We start from the raw sequence: 14,952 nt of genomic DNA on the forward strand, positions 1-14,952 counted from the left end.
GCGGTCATGACGGATCTTGAACGCGCCGCCCCGCCGGCCGGAACGGCCTCGCTGCACGCCGCCTATGCGGCCGCCTACGAAAGCCTGACGTTTCCGCTGGTGACGCGCGCCCGGCACGAGCTGTCGATCACGCTCGCCGCCCAGCCGGTCTTCGACCTCGCCACGGGCGTGCCGATGAGCCGCCGCATCCGCCGCTGCGTGCGCCACACGGGCGGCGAGGCGGCGCTGGCGCGCGGCCGGGGCTCGCTGGAGCCGATGGACCTGAAGCGCATCGACCTCCAGACGCTGAAGCACGGCCTCGACCTGCTGCGGCTCCAGCCCGGCGACAGCGGCATCGTCCCCGCCTTCTGGCGCACCATCGCCTCGTCCGGCGGTCGCTTCGCCATCCTGTGCGCGGAGCTTCAGCACGGCGCCGCCCCCGGCGCCCTGCTGATCGAGGTCATGGGCGGGCTCGAGCAGGCGCCGGCCGAAGCCATCGCCGACGCTGTCTCGCATTTCGAGACCGCCGCCCTGGGCGCGGTTCTGCACGTGGCGCCGGATCTCGGCGCCGTGCGACGTCTCGCGGGCGTGCGGGCCCGCTGCCTCGCGCTCGATTTCGCCGGCGTGGCCCACGAGACGGCCCGCGACTGGCCCGACGCGGCGGAACTGATCGCCGAGGGTCGCGCGGTCTGCGATCATCTGGTCCTGCTGAACCTCCGGCCGGAGCGGGCGAAGGACGCCCGCACGGCCGGCGCCACCCACGCCGTCTTCGCCGGTCTGGACCCGATCCGCGTCTGACGTTGACGTCGGGCCCGGCCCGCGCCTTCATCGACCCATGCGGCTCACCCTTCCGGCCCGGTTCTATGGCGACCCGACCGCCTGGTCGCGCGAACGCGACGCCGTCTTTCGGCGCGCCTGGCTGTTTCTGGGCCACGAAGCGGAGCTGCCCGCGCCCGGCGACTGGATCGCCGGGGACGTCGCGGGCTGGCCCCTGATGGCGGTGCGCGGCGCCGACGGCGTCGTGCGGGCCTTCCACAACGTCTGCCGCCACCGCGCCGGGCCGCTTGTCACAGGCTTTGCCGGATCCTGCGGCAAGGAGCTGACCTGCGCCTATCACGGCTGGCGATATGCCCTGGACGGCCGGCTGCGCGCCGCCACGGGCTTCGGCGCGGAAGCGGGCTTCGACCCGCGCGAGTTCGGACTCCTGTCCCTGACCGTCGAGACGTGGCGAGGTCTGATCTTCGCGGCCATGGCCCCCTCCGGCCGCCTGGCCGCGGCCGTGGCCCCCGTCGAGGCCTTGCTGGTCGACCGCGGCCTCGACCTGCCGGCGCCCGCCCTGCGGCGCAGCCATGAACTGGCCTGCGACTGGAAGACCTACGTCGAGAACTATCTCGAGGGCTACCACATCGGCGCCGTCCACCCGGAGCTGGCGCAGGAACTGGCGGGCACGGACTACGAGGTCCGCGTCGACGGCGAGTGCGTGATCCAGCGGGCGGTCGGCGCCTCCGGCGCGACCCAGGCGGGCGTCTGGGGCTGGCTTTGGCCCAACCTCGGGATCAACGTCTACGCCGACGGCGCCATGATCGAGCGCATGACGCCGACCGGCCCGGGCCGCACCCGGCTGGACTATCTGTATCTCGGACCCGAAGGCCGTCCGCCGTCTGACGCGACCCTCGCGGCCTCGGACCGGCTGACCGCCGAGGACGCGGCCATCTGCGAGGCGGTGCAGACAAACCTGTCCGCGGGAGCGTATGAAGCCGGCGTGCTGTCCGGCCGCCACGAGGCGGCGGTCGGCTGGTTCCAGGATCGGATCGGGGGGATCCACGCATGACCGACGTCGTCCCGGAAACCGGGCGCAAGCTGGGATGGGGCCTCGCGGCTCTCGTTGTGGCCGGCAACATGATCGGCTCGGGCCTGTATCTGCTGCCTGTGACCCTCGCGCCGTTCGGCAGTTCCTCGCTGATCGGCTGGCTGGTCGCAGGCGTCGGCGCGGCCGTGCTGGCGCTCGTCTTCGGGGCGCTGGGCCGGCTGAAGCCCGGCGCCGACGGCCTGGCCGGCTTCGCCGAGACCGGGCTCGGCCGCTTCTTCGGATTTCAGGTGGCCATCGCCTTCTGGACCGCCTGTCTCGTCGGCAACGTCGCGGTGGCCGTGGCGGCGACGGGCTATCTCGCCTTCTTCTGGCCGGTGCTGAAGGATCCGGTCGCCGCCACCCTGTGCAATCTGGCCATCATCTGGGTGGCCACGCTGGCGTACGTCGCCGGCACGCGGACGGCGTCCTGGCTGGCGGCCGGCGCCCTGGTCGTCGGCCTCATCCCCATCGTCATCGCCGTGGCCGCCGGCGTCGCCGCGTTCGACCCCCAACTGTTCGCCGCTTCGTGGAATCCGTCCGGCGATTCGCTGAAGGAGACCGTGCCGGCCTCGCTGGTGCTGATCTTCTGGGCCTATCTGGGCGTGGAGAGCGCCGCCGCCCTGTCGTCGCGCATCCGACATCCGGGCAAGAACCTGGGCCGGGCCTCGCTCGCCGGCGTGGCGCTGGCCACCCTGGTCTACGTCGGAGCGACCGTGGCGGTCTTCGGGGTCATCCCGCTCGACGCGCTGGCCGCCTCGACCAGCCCCTACGCCGACCTCGCCGCCCGCGTCTTCGGCGCGTCGCTGGCCGGCTTCGTCGCGGTCTGCGCCGTGGCCAAGACGATCGGCACCGTCGGCGGCTGGGTGATGATGGGCGGCGAGACAGCACGCGCCGCGGCAAGGGCCGGCTTCCTGCCCAAGGGCTTCGCGCAGGGCGACAAGACACCGCTGGTCAATCCGCTGACCGGGGCCGCGATCATGACGATCGTCGCCGTCCTCTCGGGCCAGCCGACCCTTGGCGAGCAGTTCGGCATGCTGGTCGGCGTGACCTCGGTGCTGACGCTGACGATCTATGGAGTGTGCTCGGCCGCGCTGATCCGCCTGTCTCCCGGAACGGGGGGCCACGTGCTGGGCGCGTTCGGCCTCATGTTCGCCGGCGCGGCGGTGATCGCGGCGGCCGCGGGCTACATCGTGCCGACCCTCGTGGTGGTGGCGATCACCACCCTGGCGTGGTTCACCTTGCTGCGAGGCGGCAAGCCCGCGGTTGACCCGGAGGGCGAGGGGGCCTAACCCCCGCGCCGTTTGTCCGCCGTCGCCGCCCCGGAGTTGCCCGCCATGACCGACCTCCTGCCCGGCGTGACCGGCGTGCTGGCCCTGGCCGACGGGACCGTGCTGCAGGGGATCGGCGTCGGCGCCGAGGGCGAGGCGCTGGGCGAGGTGGTCTTCAACACCGCCATGACCGGCTATCAGGAAATCCTGACCGACCCGTCCTACATGAGCCAGATCCTGGCCTTCACCTTCCCGCACGTCGGCAACGTCGGCGTGAACGTGGAGGACGTGGAACAGATGGGCGGCGGCTCCGACACCTCGGCCGTCGGCGCGGTGTTCCGCGACCTGCCGACCGACCCGGCGAACTGGCGCAGCGAGGGCTCGCTGGACGCGTGGATGAAGCGGCGTGGCGTCGTCGGCCTGTCCGGCGTGGACACCCGCGCGCTGACCGCCCGCATCCGCGACGCCGGCGCCCCGCACGCCGTGATCGCGCACAACGCCCGGGGCGAGTTCGACCTGCCGGCGCTGGTGGCCAAGGCCCGCGACTGGTCAGGGCTCGTCGGCCTCGACCTCGCCAAACCCGCCTCGACGTTGCAGGCGTTCGAATGGGACGAAGGGCTGTGGGACTGGCCGGAGGGTCATCCGCGCGTGCAGGCCGGCGACCGGTCGGTCGTGGTCGTCGACTACGGCGTCAAGCGCAACATCCTGCGCGCCCTGGCCTCGACCGGGGCCAAGATCACCGTGGTGCCGGCGACGACCACCGCCGAGGAGATACTGGCCCGCAATCCCGACGGCGTCGTGTTGTCGAACGGTCCGGGGGACCCGGCCGCGACCGGCGAATACGCGGTCCCGGAAATCCGCAAGCTGGTCGACAGCGGCAAGCCCGTCTTCGGCATCTGCCTCGGCCATCAGATGCTGGCCATCGCCTTGGGCGCAAGGACGGTGAAGATGGACCAGGGGCACCACGGCGCGAACCATCCGGTGAAGGATCTGACCACCGGCAAGGTCGAGATCGTGTCCATGAACCACGGCTTCACGGTCGATCGCGACAGCCTGCCGGACCACGTGCAGGAAACGCACGTCAGCCTCTTCGACGGCACCAACTGCGGCATCGCGCTGAAGGACAGGCCGGTGTTCAGCGTCCAGCATCACCCCGAGGCCTCGCCCGGGCCGACGGACAGCCTGTACCTGTTCCAGCGCTTCGCGGACGCGATGAAGGGCTAGCTCTTCGGCTCGGCCAGGAAGGCCTTGTTCACGATCAGCCAGCGGCCGTCGATCTTCATAAGCGTCATCCAGTCGGTGAAGCGCACCGCCGGATAGTCGAGCACGATCTTGGCATAGGCGGTGTCGCCGACGACCTCGACGGACTCAATCCAGCGGCGCCGCTGCGCCTCGTCGGCTGCAGGAGCCCCCGAGGCGCGGCCGACGTACTCCTCGGCCGTCATCCGGATCAGGGCGCCGTTCCGGGTGCCCCACAGTTCGGCGTCCGGGTGGAAGGCGGCCCGGAACGCCTCCTGAGCGCCCGTCGCATGCCCCGTCAGATAGGCCTCCAGCGGCGCGCGGACGGCGGCGTCGACGGCGGCGACCTCGGCGTTGTGGGCGATCCAGTGATCCTGGGCCAGGGCGGGAGCGGACGTCATCAGGCCGGCGGCGAAGGCGAGGGCGGCGATGGACTTCATGGCGATCTCCCCGGTCGATCCGCGAAGCTTGACCGGGATCATGGCGCCGCCGTGGCGGCGTCGCTTCAGGGCAAGGTGGACAGACCGCCGCGGCGCAGATCGCAGGCCTTCCGCACCGCCTGCGGCGCGGCGCCCAGCCAGTAGTCGGCGTCGTCCGCGCGGCCGCAGGCGCGGCGCTGAAGCCCGCGAAGGCGGCGCTGGGCGGCGTTGTCCAGCAGGCGGGCGTGCAGAGCGCGCGGGCTCAGGCTGTGCACCCGGGGCGACCACGGCGTCGCGACGGCGTCGGGGCCCGTCGGCTCGACGGCGGGGCGCTGGATGGAAATGAACATCGGTCTCACTCTCGTCCGGCGTGGGCGTGCTGCCTTCCGGACTCCTCAGGCCCCCTTCATGGGCCTCGACATGATCCACAGGGCCTGTGGAAGAATGGTCCTGCTAGTCTCGAAATCCGTCCGGAATCAGAACGTTCCGGGGCGCGGCGCGCCTTTTTGGTTAACGAGGGATTAACTTCAGGCGCTCTCATCCCCACACATCCCAGCCTGTGGACGACCGTTTCTGTGGCGCGGAAGCTGCGCGCGGCGAATCGGGCTGGCGTCCGGAGGGGCTTCGGGAGCATGTCATCGGGTGCGCTTCGACGACCGCTACATCGAGGAACTGAAGGCCCGGCTGCGGCCCTCCGACGTCATCGGTCGGACGGTCAAGCTGAAGCGGCAGGGGCGCGAGTTCGTCGGCCTGAGCCCTTTCTCGAAGGAGAAGTCGCCCAGCTTCTTCGTCAACGACGACAAGGGCTTCTTCCACGATTTCAGCTCCGGCAAGCACGGCGACGTCATCTCCTTCCTGCAGGAAACCGAGCGACTGTCCTTCGTCGAGGCGGTGCAGCGGCTGGCCGCCGAGGCGGGGATGGCCCTGCCGGCCGAGGACCCGCAGTCGCGCGAGCGCGAGCAGAAGCGTCAGGGCCTGTCGGACTGGATGGACCTGGCCCAGAAGTGGTTCGCCGCCAACCTGCGCCGCTCGGTCGGCAAGCCGGCGCGGGAATATCTGGAGCGGCGCGGCCTGCCGGAGGACCAGTGGGACCGCTTCGGTCTGGGCTATGCGCCTAACGACCGCGAGGGACTGAAGAACGCGCTGGTTCAGCGCGGCGCCCGCCCGGGCGACCTCGTCGAGGCCGGGCTGCTGATCTCTCCGGAGGGGGGCGGCCAGCCCTATGACCGCTTTCGCGACCGGCTGATCTTCCCGATCCTGGACGGGCGCAACCGCGTCGTCTCCTTCGGCGGCCGGGCGATGAATCCGGACGACCGGGCCAAGTATCTGAACGGACCCGAGAGCCCGCTCTTCCACAAGGGCGCGACCCTTTACGGCCTGCCCGAGGCCCGCCGCATCCTCGGAGCGGAGAGCAAGTCCGAACAGGCGATCGTGGTGGTCGAGGGCTACATGGACGTCATAGCCTGCCAGCGCGCGGGCGTGCCGGCGGTGGCGCCGATGGGCACGGCCCTGACCGAGGACCAGATGGGCCTGCTTTGGCGGGTCAGCCCCGAGCCGATCCTGTGCTTCGACGGCGACGGCGCGGGCCGCCGCGCCGCCTTCCGCGCCGTGGAACGCGCCCTGCCGCTGATCAGGTCCGACCGCACCCTGCGCTTCGTCACCCTGCCGGACGGGCTGGACCCCGACGACATGCTGCGCGAGCGCGGAGCACCGGCCCTGCGGGAGGCTCTTGGCCACGTCGTGCCCTTCTCGCGCATGCTGTTCGACCGCGAGCGCGAGGCCGTCGGGCCGCTCGACGGGCCGGAGAAGGAGGCCCAGCTGATCGCGCGCCTGCGCAAGGCCGCCGCCACCGTCGCCGACCCCGATCTGGCCCGCACCTACAAGGATCACCTGCTGGGCGCCGTCTATCAGCTCACGCGACCTTTGGAAGCGGAGCGCAAACAGGCCAACCGGACGATCTACCGCGACCGCAGGGCGCGGAAGGCGACCGCCGTCATGGACGTGACGCCCGAGGGCCAATCCGCCACGGAGGGCCTGCGTCGCGCGCCCCGTCCACTGGTCGCCGCGGTCCTGACCGGCCTGATCGAACACCCCGAGGTGCTGCAGGAGAAGGCCGAGCTGCTGGCCAGCCAGGGTCTGGGCGACGCCGGGCTGGACCGGCTCGTCGCCGATCTGGTGCGTCTGACCTGGGACCTCGCCGACTTCGGCGACGGCCTGCTGCGCGCCCGGCTCACGGCGCTGGGCCATGGAGAGGCGCTGAAGGCCGTGGACCGCACCGCCCGCGTGTCGCACGCGCCCTTCCTCGACAGCTCGCGCCCCGTGGATCAGGCGCGCGCCGACCTGATCCGCGCCATCGACGGTCTGTTGAACGAACTGGCGCTGAGCCGCGCCATGGACGAGCTGAAGTCCGAGCCGGAATTCGACGCCCAGCCGTTCGCGCGCCTCAAGGCCGAACGCGACGCCCAGGCCCGCCTGCTGGCCAGCGGCGCGCTTTGGGAGCCGTCGGAGACGGTCCACTGATCCGTCCCGTCTTGACACGAGGGGGTTCGCTCGCCATCTGCGCCCCTGATCGAACCGCCCGCGCGCGCGAGGTCGAGAAGGCGGGGCCTCGAGCCTCCCGCGCTTCCGGGCCGAAACGTCGCCCCCCGCCCCGGGACCCGATCGAACGGTCATCAGGACGGCCTTCGCCGCGCCTCCGCCGGGTCCTGCCCGACGCACGACCGGAACCGATCGAAATTCGACGCGGACGGGGATCGACGATCCTTTTCGCCGCGCGTTGCACATTTGCCGCAGGCCTCGCCTCGCCCGCCGGAGACTGGACTGAATGACCGCACAGACCGACACGCCCGAGACCGAGACCTCTTCGGACGGTCCGCTGCTCGACCTGACGGACGCCGGCGTCAAGAAGTTCATCAAGCAGGCCAAGACCCGCGGCTACGTGACGATGGAGGATCTGAACAAGGTCCTGCCGTCGGAAGAGGTGACCCCCGACCAGATCGAGGACACCCTGGCCATGCTGTCCGAGATGGGCGTCAACGTCGTCGAGGCCGAGGAAGACGCCGAGCAGAAGGAAGGCGAGGGCGGCGAGATCGCCGAGCGCGCCGACACCTCGGTCGCCGAGACCCCGGCCAAGGCCGCCTACGACCGCACCGACGACCCGGTCCGCATGTATCTGCGCGAGATGGGCTCGGTCGAACTGCTGAGCCGCGAGGGCGAGATCGCCATCGCCAAGCGCATCGAGGCCGGCCGCGACGCCATGATCTCGGGCCTGTGCGAGAGCGCCCTGACGTTCGAGGCCATCATGGTGTGGCGCGACGAACTGGCCGCCAACCGGATCCTGCTGCGCGAGGTCATCGATCTCGACGCGACCTACGCCGTCCTCAACCCGGCCGCCGCGCCGGGCGCCGCCGAGACCGCCACCGACGACGCCGAGGAAGAGCCGGCCGAGGAGAAGGCCGAGGGGGCGGACGACGAGGACGACGACGACTTCGACGACGGCGGCGGCCTGTCGATCTCCGCGCTGGAGGCCGAGCTGCGCGACGGCGTCATGGAGGTTCTGGACGCCGTGGCCGGCGACTTCGGCGCCTTCCGCAAGCTGCAGGACAAGCTGGTCGAGGCCCGTCTGAAGGGCGACACGCTCTCGCCCAAGGACCAGAAGACCTATGAGGCGCTGACCGCGGCCATTTCCGGTCGCCTGAAGACGCTGAAGCTGAACAACGCCCGCATCGAGGCGCTGGTCGAGCAGCTGTACGCCATCAACAAGCGGCTGATGGGGCTGGAAGGCCGCCTGCTGCGCCTCGCCGACAGCTACGGCATTTCGCGTCCGGAGTTCCTCAAGTCCTATTTCGGCGCCGAGCTGGACCCGGCCTGGACCGAACAGGTCAAGGACATGGGCGTCCGCTGGACCAAGTTCTCCGAGAACGAGGCCGCGCAGATCGCCCAGATCCGCGGCGACGTGGCGGCGGTGGCCACCGAGGCCGGCCTGCCGATCGACGACTATCGCCGCATCGTCCAGAAGGTGCAGAAGGGCGAGCGCGAGGCGCGTCAGGCCAAGAAGGAGATGGTCGAGGCCAACCTGCGCCTCGTGATCTCCATCGCCAAGAAGTACACGAACCGCGGCCTGCAGTTCCTGGACCTGATCCAGGAGGGCAACATCGGCCTGATGAAGGCGGTCGACAAGTTCGAGTATCGCCGCGGCTACAAGTTCTCGACCTACGCCACCTGGTGGATTCGTCAGGCGATCACCCGCTCGATCGCGGATCAGGCGCGGACCATCCGCATCCCGGTCCACATGATCGAGACGATCAACAAGATCGTGCGGACGTCGCGCCAGATGCTGCACGAGATCGGCCGGGAGCCGACCCCGGAGGAGCTGGCCGAGAAGCTGGCCATGCCGCTGGAGAAGGTCCGCAAGGTCCTGAAGATCGCCAAGGAGCCGATCTCGCTCGAAACCCCGATCGGCGACGAGGAAGACAGCCACCTCGGCGACTTCATCGAGGACAAGAACGCCGTCCTGCCGATCGACGCGGCCATCCAGTCGAACCTGCGCGAGACCACGACCCGCGTGCTGGCGTCGCTGACGCCGCGCGAGGAACGGGTGCTGCGCATGCGCTTCGGCATCGGCATGAACACCGACCACACCCTGGAAGAGGTCGGCCAGCAGTTCTCGGTGACCCGCGAACGCATCCGCCAGATCGAGGCCAAGGCGCTGCGCAAGCTGAAGCACCCCAGCCGCTCGCGGAAGCTGCGGAGCTTCCTGGACAGCTGATCCGGCACGTGGCGACGCGGGCGGCTCCGGAGAGCCGCCCGCGCGCCGCCCGCCCGCCGGGTGCGGCTCAGCAGCTCACCATGCGATCCACCGTGTCCTCGACCAGGCGGTCGCGGCTGGATTGGCGGCCGGAGTCGCGGCGGGGGCGGTCGGAGCCCAGGATCCAGTTCGAGACGAAGTTTCCCGCCTCGCGGCGCACGGCGCCTTCGAACGCCGAGCATTGGCGCGGCTCGTCCCGGGAGAGTTCCGGCTCGTGCTGGCGCTGGACGGCGGGCACCAGAAGGCCCTCGCCACGGCCATCTCCGTCCACGTCGCCCGAGGCCACGTGGACGCCGCCCCGTCCGGCGTCGGTACCCCGGCCGGCGGTCCGGTCGTCGCGGTCCGGACGCGCGCGACGGTCGTCGCGTCGCGCCGGGTTCTGACGGCGCGGGGGCGAGGCGTCGCGGCGCCCGCGGGCGGGCTGTTGCGCCTGGACCGTGCCGGCCGAGCCGACGGCGCTCTGGTCCTCCAGGTCGGGATCGCCATGATAGAAGATGTGGACCGGCACTTCGATCCGGCGCAGGCCGGCGTAACGCTTGTCGCTCAGGTTCTGGCTGTCGTACTCGCACCAGCCGACCGCGTTCATGGTGATGGTCGTCTCGAACACGTCGTCGACGCGCAGGAAGTCGGCTTCCGAGCCTGCGCCGTTCTGGACGTAGTTTTCCAGACGCTCCTCCACCTCGCGGACGGGGTTGAATCCCAGGGAAATGCCGCCGCCCCAGTGGTCCGGAAACGCCACCGGCGCCTGGATGTTGTAGTTGCGGAGCTCCTCGTCAGCGCCCAGGGCCGCCATCGGCGAGTGCGACCAGGTGCCGATCGGATGGACGTCGACGCCGTCCGGAGTGGAGTGCAGGTTGGCGTTTCCGAACAGGATCTGGGCGGCGTCGGCCCGGGTGTGGGCGTTCTGGAAGGACTTGCACCAGACCTGGCCGGTGACGTTCAGCACCGGCGTGGGAGAGACGACGCGCAGGTCGCGCTGGGCCGGGTCGGTGCTGGCCGACTGGTTGCGCACCGAGACGTTCAACGCCGGGACGTTCGACGTCACGCTGACGTCGTGAACGGCGAAGGACATGACGGGAATGCCCGCGAACGCGGGGACCGGCGTCAGCGTCGACAGGGTCGCGCCGGCGAGCAGGGGAACGAGGGTCTTCACTTCGGATCTCCGGGTTCTAGGAGGGCGGAAAAGCTCCACCTTCTGGATCGGCCGCCGGGGGTCCGGCGATGCGGGGGCTTCTGGCCCAGGCCGGCGCAGCCGGGCAGGTGCAGCGCCGTGCGGCGGCGCGCGCTGGGGGTTGCATGAAGTTGCACGCGAGTTGCACGCAGGGGCTCGCCGTGAGATCGTCCGGGGATGCGGCCGGACTCCTTCGCGGAAAAGCTCCGCCTCGTGCTCAAGGCGCTCGTGCTCAGCCGCACGGGCCTCGCCTCGGCCCTGAACGCGGACAAATCCCTGGTGGGACGCTGGGCCGCGGGGAGCGTGATCCCGTCCGAGCACAACCTCGCCAAGCTGACGCGCTTCGTCGCCGGCCACGTCGACGGTTTCACCATGCTGGACTGGGACCGCTCGACGGCGGAGTTCGCCGCCGTTCTGGGCGTCAGCGCCCACGGCGCCGCGCCGGACTGGATTCCGGCCCAGGTGATGGACGAGGCGCGACGGGGGGCCAGACAGCGCGGCTGGGCCTATGAGGGCCTGTGGCGGAGCACCCGGCCGTCGAGCGATCTGCCCGGCCGGTTCCTGTGCGACGTCACCGAGATCCGGAACGAGCCCGAGGACGCGATCCGGTTCCGCAGCGGCATCGAGGGCGTGCGCTATCGGGGCTCCGCCCTGATCCTCCAGAACCAGCTGTTCTCCTTCGGCGCCGACGCCCAGCACGGGACCGTCATCTTCGGCATCTTCAGCGGCATCGCCCGCCAGCGCGCTGAGGTCATCGAGGGGCTGTCCCTGGGAACGCTTCGGGACGCGGGGGGATCGCCCCTGGCGGCGGCCTGCGTGATGGAGCGGATCGGCGACCTGACCGGCGATCGGGAGGAAGACGATCGGCGCTTCGAGACCGCCGTCGCGGAGCTGACGCCGCTGGCTCCGGAGGGCGCCGTGTCCGAGGAGGTGCGGAATCGGCTTGAGCGCACCTATTCGCCAGAGGCGCCCGGACTGTTGCGGCTGCTGTTCGCCCACTCCCTCTCGCGCGGAGCCCTGTTGGAGGCCCCGGCGGGCTGATCGGCGCGCGGCGACTGGACGGGCCCGGAAACCGCGATCATGGTGAACGCGGGTCTGGCGGGGGCGGCGTCATGGTCGGCATAGGACATCTGAAGCGGCGGTTGGGGCAGTACGCCGGCGTCTGGGTCGGGTCGTTCCTGCTGGCGGGGGCCGTGATGCTCGGGCTCATGGCGACCGGCGCGGACCTGATGGACGCGGCCGATCTCGCCCTGCCCGTCCTGCTGTCCCTGACGGCCCTGACGCTGGGGGCGGGGGTGGTGATCAGCTTCTTCTCGACCGAGACGCCGATGACCAAAATTCTCGTCCTGGTCCTCGCCCTGCTTCTGCTGCTCCCCCTGCTTTGGTCGCCCGTCGCGGCGGCGGCGGCCATCGCCTTCGTCGCCGACCGCCCGATCGAATACTCCCAGGCCTACGTCGCCTTCCGGCTGGGCGTGTCGGACGTGCTGTGGTCGGCCTCGCAGCTCATCGGATACGGCGGCTTCCTCGACGCCCTGTGGAGCGCCTTTCAGTGGGTCGCCAGCATCGTCGGCTTCATCTCCGCCTGGGTGAACGCCTGGCCGGTCATCAAGCGCCTGCTGGGCCAGGAGCCGACGCCGGCCTGACGGCTCTCCCTTTCTGGCCCTGCCGCTCGTGCCGCGGGCGCTCGCTGCCACAGGGCGAGGCTCAGTGCTCGGCGATCACCTCGAAGCCGGCGTAGATCATCCGCTTGCCGTCCCACGGCGGCGTGGCGCCGTGCATGCGCGCGTCCTGCATGATCGCCTCCCAGCCCGCGTCGCGCGCCGCCTTGTCCGGCCAGGTGATCCAGCCGACGGCGACCGTCTCGCCGTCTTGGAGCGCCACGGATTTCTTGAAGTCGGTCAGCTTGCCGTCCGGCACTTCGGCGCCCCAGCACTCGGTCACGGCGATCGCGCCGTGTTCCCTGAACAGCGGCGACTGCTTCGCCGAATGGGCCAGGTACGCCTCCTTGTCGGCGGTCTTCACGGGGATGACGGTGATGTCGACGAAGGGCATGTCGGTCTCCGGATGAGGGTGCGGCCGGAACGTCGGGTCCCGGCCGCAGGTGGGGGTTGAGCCTGAGGGATCAGACGCCTTGTTCGAAGATCGGCGCGAAGCCGCCCCACATCATGCGCTTGCCGTCAAAGGGCATGTCCATCTCCTGCCAGGCTGGGTCCGTCTCCATCGTGGCGTAGCACGCGTCGGCCGTCGCCTTGTCCGGCCACTTGATCCAGGAGAAGACCGGGACCTCTCCCTCCTCCAGCTTCACGGCCAGATCGAAGCCCGTCACCTTGCCCGGCGGGATGTCGTCGCCCCAGGTCTCGACCAGCTGAAGCGCCCCGTACTTCTGGAACACCGGCCAGGATTTCGCGGCCGAAGCGATGTAGCGGTCCTTGTCGGCGCTCTTCACCGGGGTCAGGAAGCCGGAATAGTAAGTCATGACAGTCTCCTTTCTGAGTGGTCGAGGGGTCAGCCCGCGGCGTCCGCGGCGGTCTGGATGGTGGCGATGTCGATCTTCTTCATCTTCATCATGGCGTCGAAGCCGGCCTTGGCCCGCGCGGGGTTCGGGTCGCGGTGCAGGTCCATGAGCGCCTTGGGGGTGATCTGCCAGTTGACCCCCCAGCGGTCCTTGCACCAGCCGCACATGCTTTCCGCGCCGCCGTTGCCGACGATGGCGTCCCACAGCCGGTCGGTCTCGGCCTGGTCGTCGGTGTAGATCTGGAAAGAGATCGCCTCGGTCTGCGGGAAGATCGGCCCGCCGTTCAGGCCGACGAACGACTTGCCCGCCAGAGTGAACTCCACGACCAGCACGTCGCCGGCCTTGGTCGAGGGATTGTCGGCGGGCGCCCGCGCCACGGTGTCGATCCGGCTGTCGGGCAGGCCCAGCGAGACGTAGAACTTCGCGGCCTCCTCCGCCTGGTTCACGTCGTACCAGATGCAGGGCGTGATCTTGTCGGGCATCGGAAGTCTCCTTCTTGGGGAGCCGGGCTCGGCCCGCGGGCGGCGCGGCCTGGGGCGGGGGTTCGCAGTCAGGTCTTCGGTTGTGAGGAACGTCGCAGCACGCCGCCCGCGACGGACATCGCCGCCACGTACAGCCAGAACAACAGATGATCGGCCGAGGGGGTAGCCGCGCGGCCTTCCGCGATCGCCAGCGCGGTCAGCGCGAGGGCCAGCGTCGCGGCGCCGGGAAGGCGCAGACGGCGGGTCGCGACCAGGAGCGCCCCGGCCAGAAGGGCGCCGCCGACGAACGGCTCAAGGCGGTCCAGCGAGGCCGCGCCCGGAACCATCGAGTGGTCCACGGTCAGGCGGGTGATCCCGTCCGCCGCGGCGAAGGCGCCGGCCACGACGGTCAACGCGCGCCCGGTCCACGCAAGGGGAGAGGGCAGGGCGGCCCGGCGGACGGGCCTGACGTCGATGGCGGTCACGGTGTCCCTCCTGTCCGGGGCTTCGATGTTGCGACTCCTGCGCCCCTGGATTACATTAGTCAACCATGAAGTTAGAAAAAATAACTAGTAAGTCCGCAAAAGCGTCCCGCTGGTATGACGACGCCTGCGGAACCGCCCATGCGCTGGAACTGGTGGGCGAGCGCTGGTCCTTGCTGATCGTGCGCGAGCTGCTGCTGGGCCCGCGCCGGTTCGGGGACCTCAAGTCCTCGCTGAAGGGAATCAGCGCCAACGTCCTGACCCAGCGCCTGGAAGGGCTGGAGGCCGCGGGCGTCGCCGCCCGCCGCAAGCTGCCGCCGCCGGCCTCGGTGCAGGTCTATGAACTGACTGACTGGGGCATGGAGGCCGAGGAGGCGATCAAGAGCCTGGGCCGCTGGGCCGCGCGCTCGCCCGACCACGACCCGACCCTGCCGCTCAGTGCCGTCTCCTTCATGCTGTCGATGCGGACCATGTTCGCCGCCGATCGCGCGGGCGCCGCCGACCTGTCGATCGGCTTCCTCATCGGCGAGGAAGCGTTCCGCGCCCGGATCAAGGACGGCCGGCTCACCGCCGAACGGGGAGAAGCCGAGGCGCCGGACGCCGTCGTCACGGCGTCGCCGGAAGAGCTGGCCGGCTTCCTGTACGTCGGCGCGCCGCTGCCGCCGGGCGCCGTGGCGGGCGACGCCGAGGCGCTCGACCGCTACGCCGCCCTGTTCGGCCTTCCGGACAAGGCCTGCGTCGTCTGAAGATTGCCAAGGCCCC

The 14,952-nt window shown here is 70.5% G+C and carries 16 protein-coding genes; 9 read left to right on the forward strand and 7 right to left on the reverse strand.

Going from position 1 to position 14,952, the window contains the following annotated elements; genetic code table 11:
- The first annotated feature begins 6 nt into the window (after positions 1 to 6).
- From EFJ44_RS06715 to carA, 4 genes are read left to right on the forward strand one after another with little or no spacing between them, the layout of a single operon-like run.
- Positions 7 to 777, forward strand: a complete 771-nt coding sequence (locus EFJ44_RS06715; RefSeq protein ID WP_125256427.1) for a hypothetical protein — start codon at positions 7 to 9, stop codon at positions 775 to 777.
- A 37-nt stretch (positions 778 to 814) separates the two neighbouring features.
- Complete coding sequence (locus EFJ44_RS06720) at positions 815 to 1,810, forward strand: aromatic ring-hydroxylating oxygenase subunit alpha (RefSeq protein WP_125256428.1); 996 nt, start codon at positions 815 to 817, stop codon at positions 1,808 to 1,810.
- Positions 1,807 to 3,117 carry an amino acid permease gene (locus EFJ44_RS06725; protein WP_125256429.1) on the forward strand — a complete coding sequence of 437 codons (1,311 nt, stop codon included), beginning with the start codon at positions 1,807 to 1,809 and terminating at the stop codon, positions 3,115 to 3,117. Before EFJ44_RS06720 ends, EFJ44_RS06725 begins: the two co-directional genes overlap by 4 nt.
- A 45-nt stretch (positions 3,118 to 3,162) precedes the next feature.
- Positions 3,163 to 4,320: a glutamine-hydrolyzing carbamoyl-phosphate synthase small subunit gene (carA, locus tag EFJ44_RS06730; protein ID WP_125256430.1), complete on the forward strand. Its 1,158-nt coding sequence runs from the start codon at positions 3,163 to 3,165 to the stop codon at positions 4,318 to 4,320.
- Here carA and EFJ44_RS06735 read toward each other — a convergent pair.
- Positions 4,317 to 4,775, reverse strand: a complete 459-nt coding sequence (locus EFJ44_RS06735) for a nuclear transport factor 2 family protein (protein ID WP_206426883.1) — start codon at positions 4,773 to 4,775, stop codon at positions 4,317 to 4,319. The two genes, carA and EFJ44_RS06735, sit on opposite strands and share 4 nt — an antisense overlap.
- 65 nt (positions 4,776 to 4,840) lie before the next feature.
- Positions 4,841 to 5,104 (reverse strand): hypothetical protein, encoded by a 264-nt coding sequence (locus tag EFJ44_RS06740; RefSeq protein WP_125256431.1) that lies wholly within the window; start codon positions 5,102 to 5,104, stop codon positions 4,841 to 4,843.
- Positions 5,105 to 5,396: 292 nt separating this feature from the next.
- Between EFJ44_RS06740 and dnaG the strand changes: the two genes are divergently transcribed.
- Both dnaG and rpoD read left to right on the forward strand, forming a co-directional pair.
- Positions 5,397 to 7,274 (forward strand): DNA primase, encoded by a 1,878-nt coding sequence (gene dnaG, locus EFJ44_RS06745; protein WP_125256432.1) that lies wholly within the window; start codon positions 5,397 to 5,399, stop codon positions 7,272 to 7,274.
- Positions 7,275 to 7,578: 304 nt separating this feature from the next.
- Positions 7,579 to 9,522: an RNA polymerase sigma factor RpoD gene (gene rpoD / locus EFJ44_RS06750; protein ID WP_125256433.1), complete on the forward strand. Its 1,944-nt coding sequence runs from the start codon at positions 7,579 to 7,581 to the stop codon at positions 9,520 to 9,522.
- A 67-nt stretch (positions 9,523 to 9,589) separates the two neighbouring features.
- Here the strand turns inward: rpoD and EFJ44_RS06755 are convergent, their stop codons facing one another.
- The gene (locus EFJ44_RS06755) at positions 9,590 to 10,714 is read right to left on the reverse strand and encodes a hypothetical protein (RefSeq protein WP_125256434.1); all 1,125 of its coding nucleotides are present in this window, start codon (positions 10,712 to 10,714) and stop codon (positions 9,590 to 9,592) included.
- Positions 10,715 to 10,909: 195 nt separating this feature from the next.
- On the opposite strand from EFJ44_RS06755, the gene EFJ44_RS06760 reads away from it, so the two are divergent.
- Positions 10,910 to 11,773, forward strand: a complete 864-nt coding sequence (locus tag EFJ44_RS06760) for a helix-turn-helix domain-containing protein (protein ID WP_125256435.1) — start codon at positions 10,910 to 10,912, stop codon at positions 11,771 to 11,773.
- A 71-nt stretch (positions 11,774 to 11,844) separates the two neighbouring features.
- The gene (locus tag EFJ44_RS06765; RefSeq protein WP_125256436.1) at positions 11,845 to 12,375 is read left to right on the forward strand and encodes a hypothetical protein; all 531 of its coding nucleotides are present in this window, start codon (positions 11,845 to 11,847) and stop codon (positions 12,373 to 12,375) included.
- A gap of 61 nt (positions 12,376 to 12,436) precedes the next feature.
- Here the strand turns inward: EFJ44_RS06765 and EFJ44_RS06770 are convergent, their stop codons facing one another.
- The 4 genes from EFJ44_RS06770 to EFJ44_RS06785 form a co-directional block, all read right to left on the reverse strand.
- Positions 12,437 to 12,784 carry a DUF1428 domain-containing protein gene (locus EFJ44_RS06770; RefSeq protein ID WP_125256437.1) on the reverse strand — a complete coding sequence of 116 codons (348 nt, stop codon included), beginning with the start codon at positions 12,782 to 12,784 and terminating at the stop codon, positions 12,437 to 12,439.
- 70 nt (positions 12,785 to 12,854) lie between these two features.
- Positions 12,855 to 13,208, reverse strand: a complete 354-nt coding sequence (locus EFJ44_RS06775) for a DUF1428 domain-containing protein (RefSeq protein WP_125256438.1) — start codon at positions 13,206 to 13,208, stop codon at positions 12,855 to 12,857.
- Positions 13,209 to 13,237: 29 nt separating this feature from the next.
- Complete coding sequence (locus EFJ44_RS06780; RefSeq protein WP_125256439.1) at positions 13,238 to 13,729, reverse strand: VOC family protein; 492 nt, start codon at positions 13,727 to 13,729, stop codon at positions 13,238 to 13,240.
- Between the two features lie 68 nt (positions 13,730 to 13,797).
- Positions 13,798 to 14,193: a hypothetical protein gene (locus tag EFJ44_RS06785; protein WP_125256440.1), complete on the reverse strand. Its 396-nt coding sequence runs from the start codon at positions 14,191 to 14,193 to the stop codon at positions 13,798 to 13,800.
- Positions 14,194 to 14,258: 65 nt separating this feature from the next.
- Here EFJ44_RS06785 and EFJ44_RS06790 point away from each other — a divergent pair, with 65 nt between their 5' ends.
- A complete protein-coding gene (locus tag EFJ44_RS06790) occupies positions 14,259 to 14,936 on the forward strand; it encodes a winged helix-turn-helix transcriptional regulator (protein ID WP_125256441.1) in 678 nt (225 codons plus the stop codon).
- Positions 14,937 to 14,952: the final 16 nt, after the last annotated feature.

It is taken from the genome of Brevundimonas fluminis (assembly GCF_003934285.1).
GTDB classification, from domain to species: Bacteria; Pseudomonadota; Alphaproteobacteria; order Caulobacterales; family Caulobacteraceae; genus Brevundimonas; species Brevundimonas fluminis.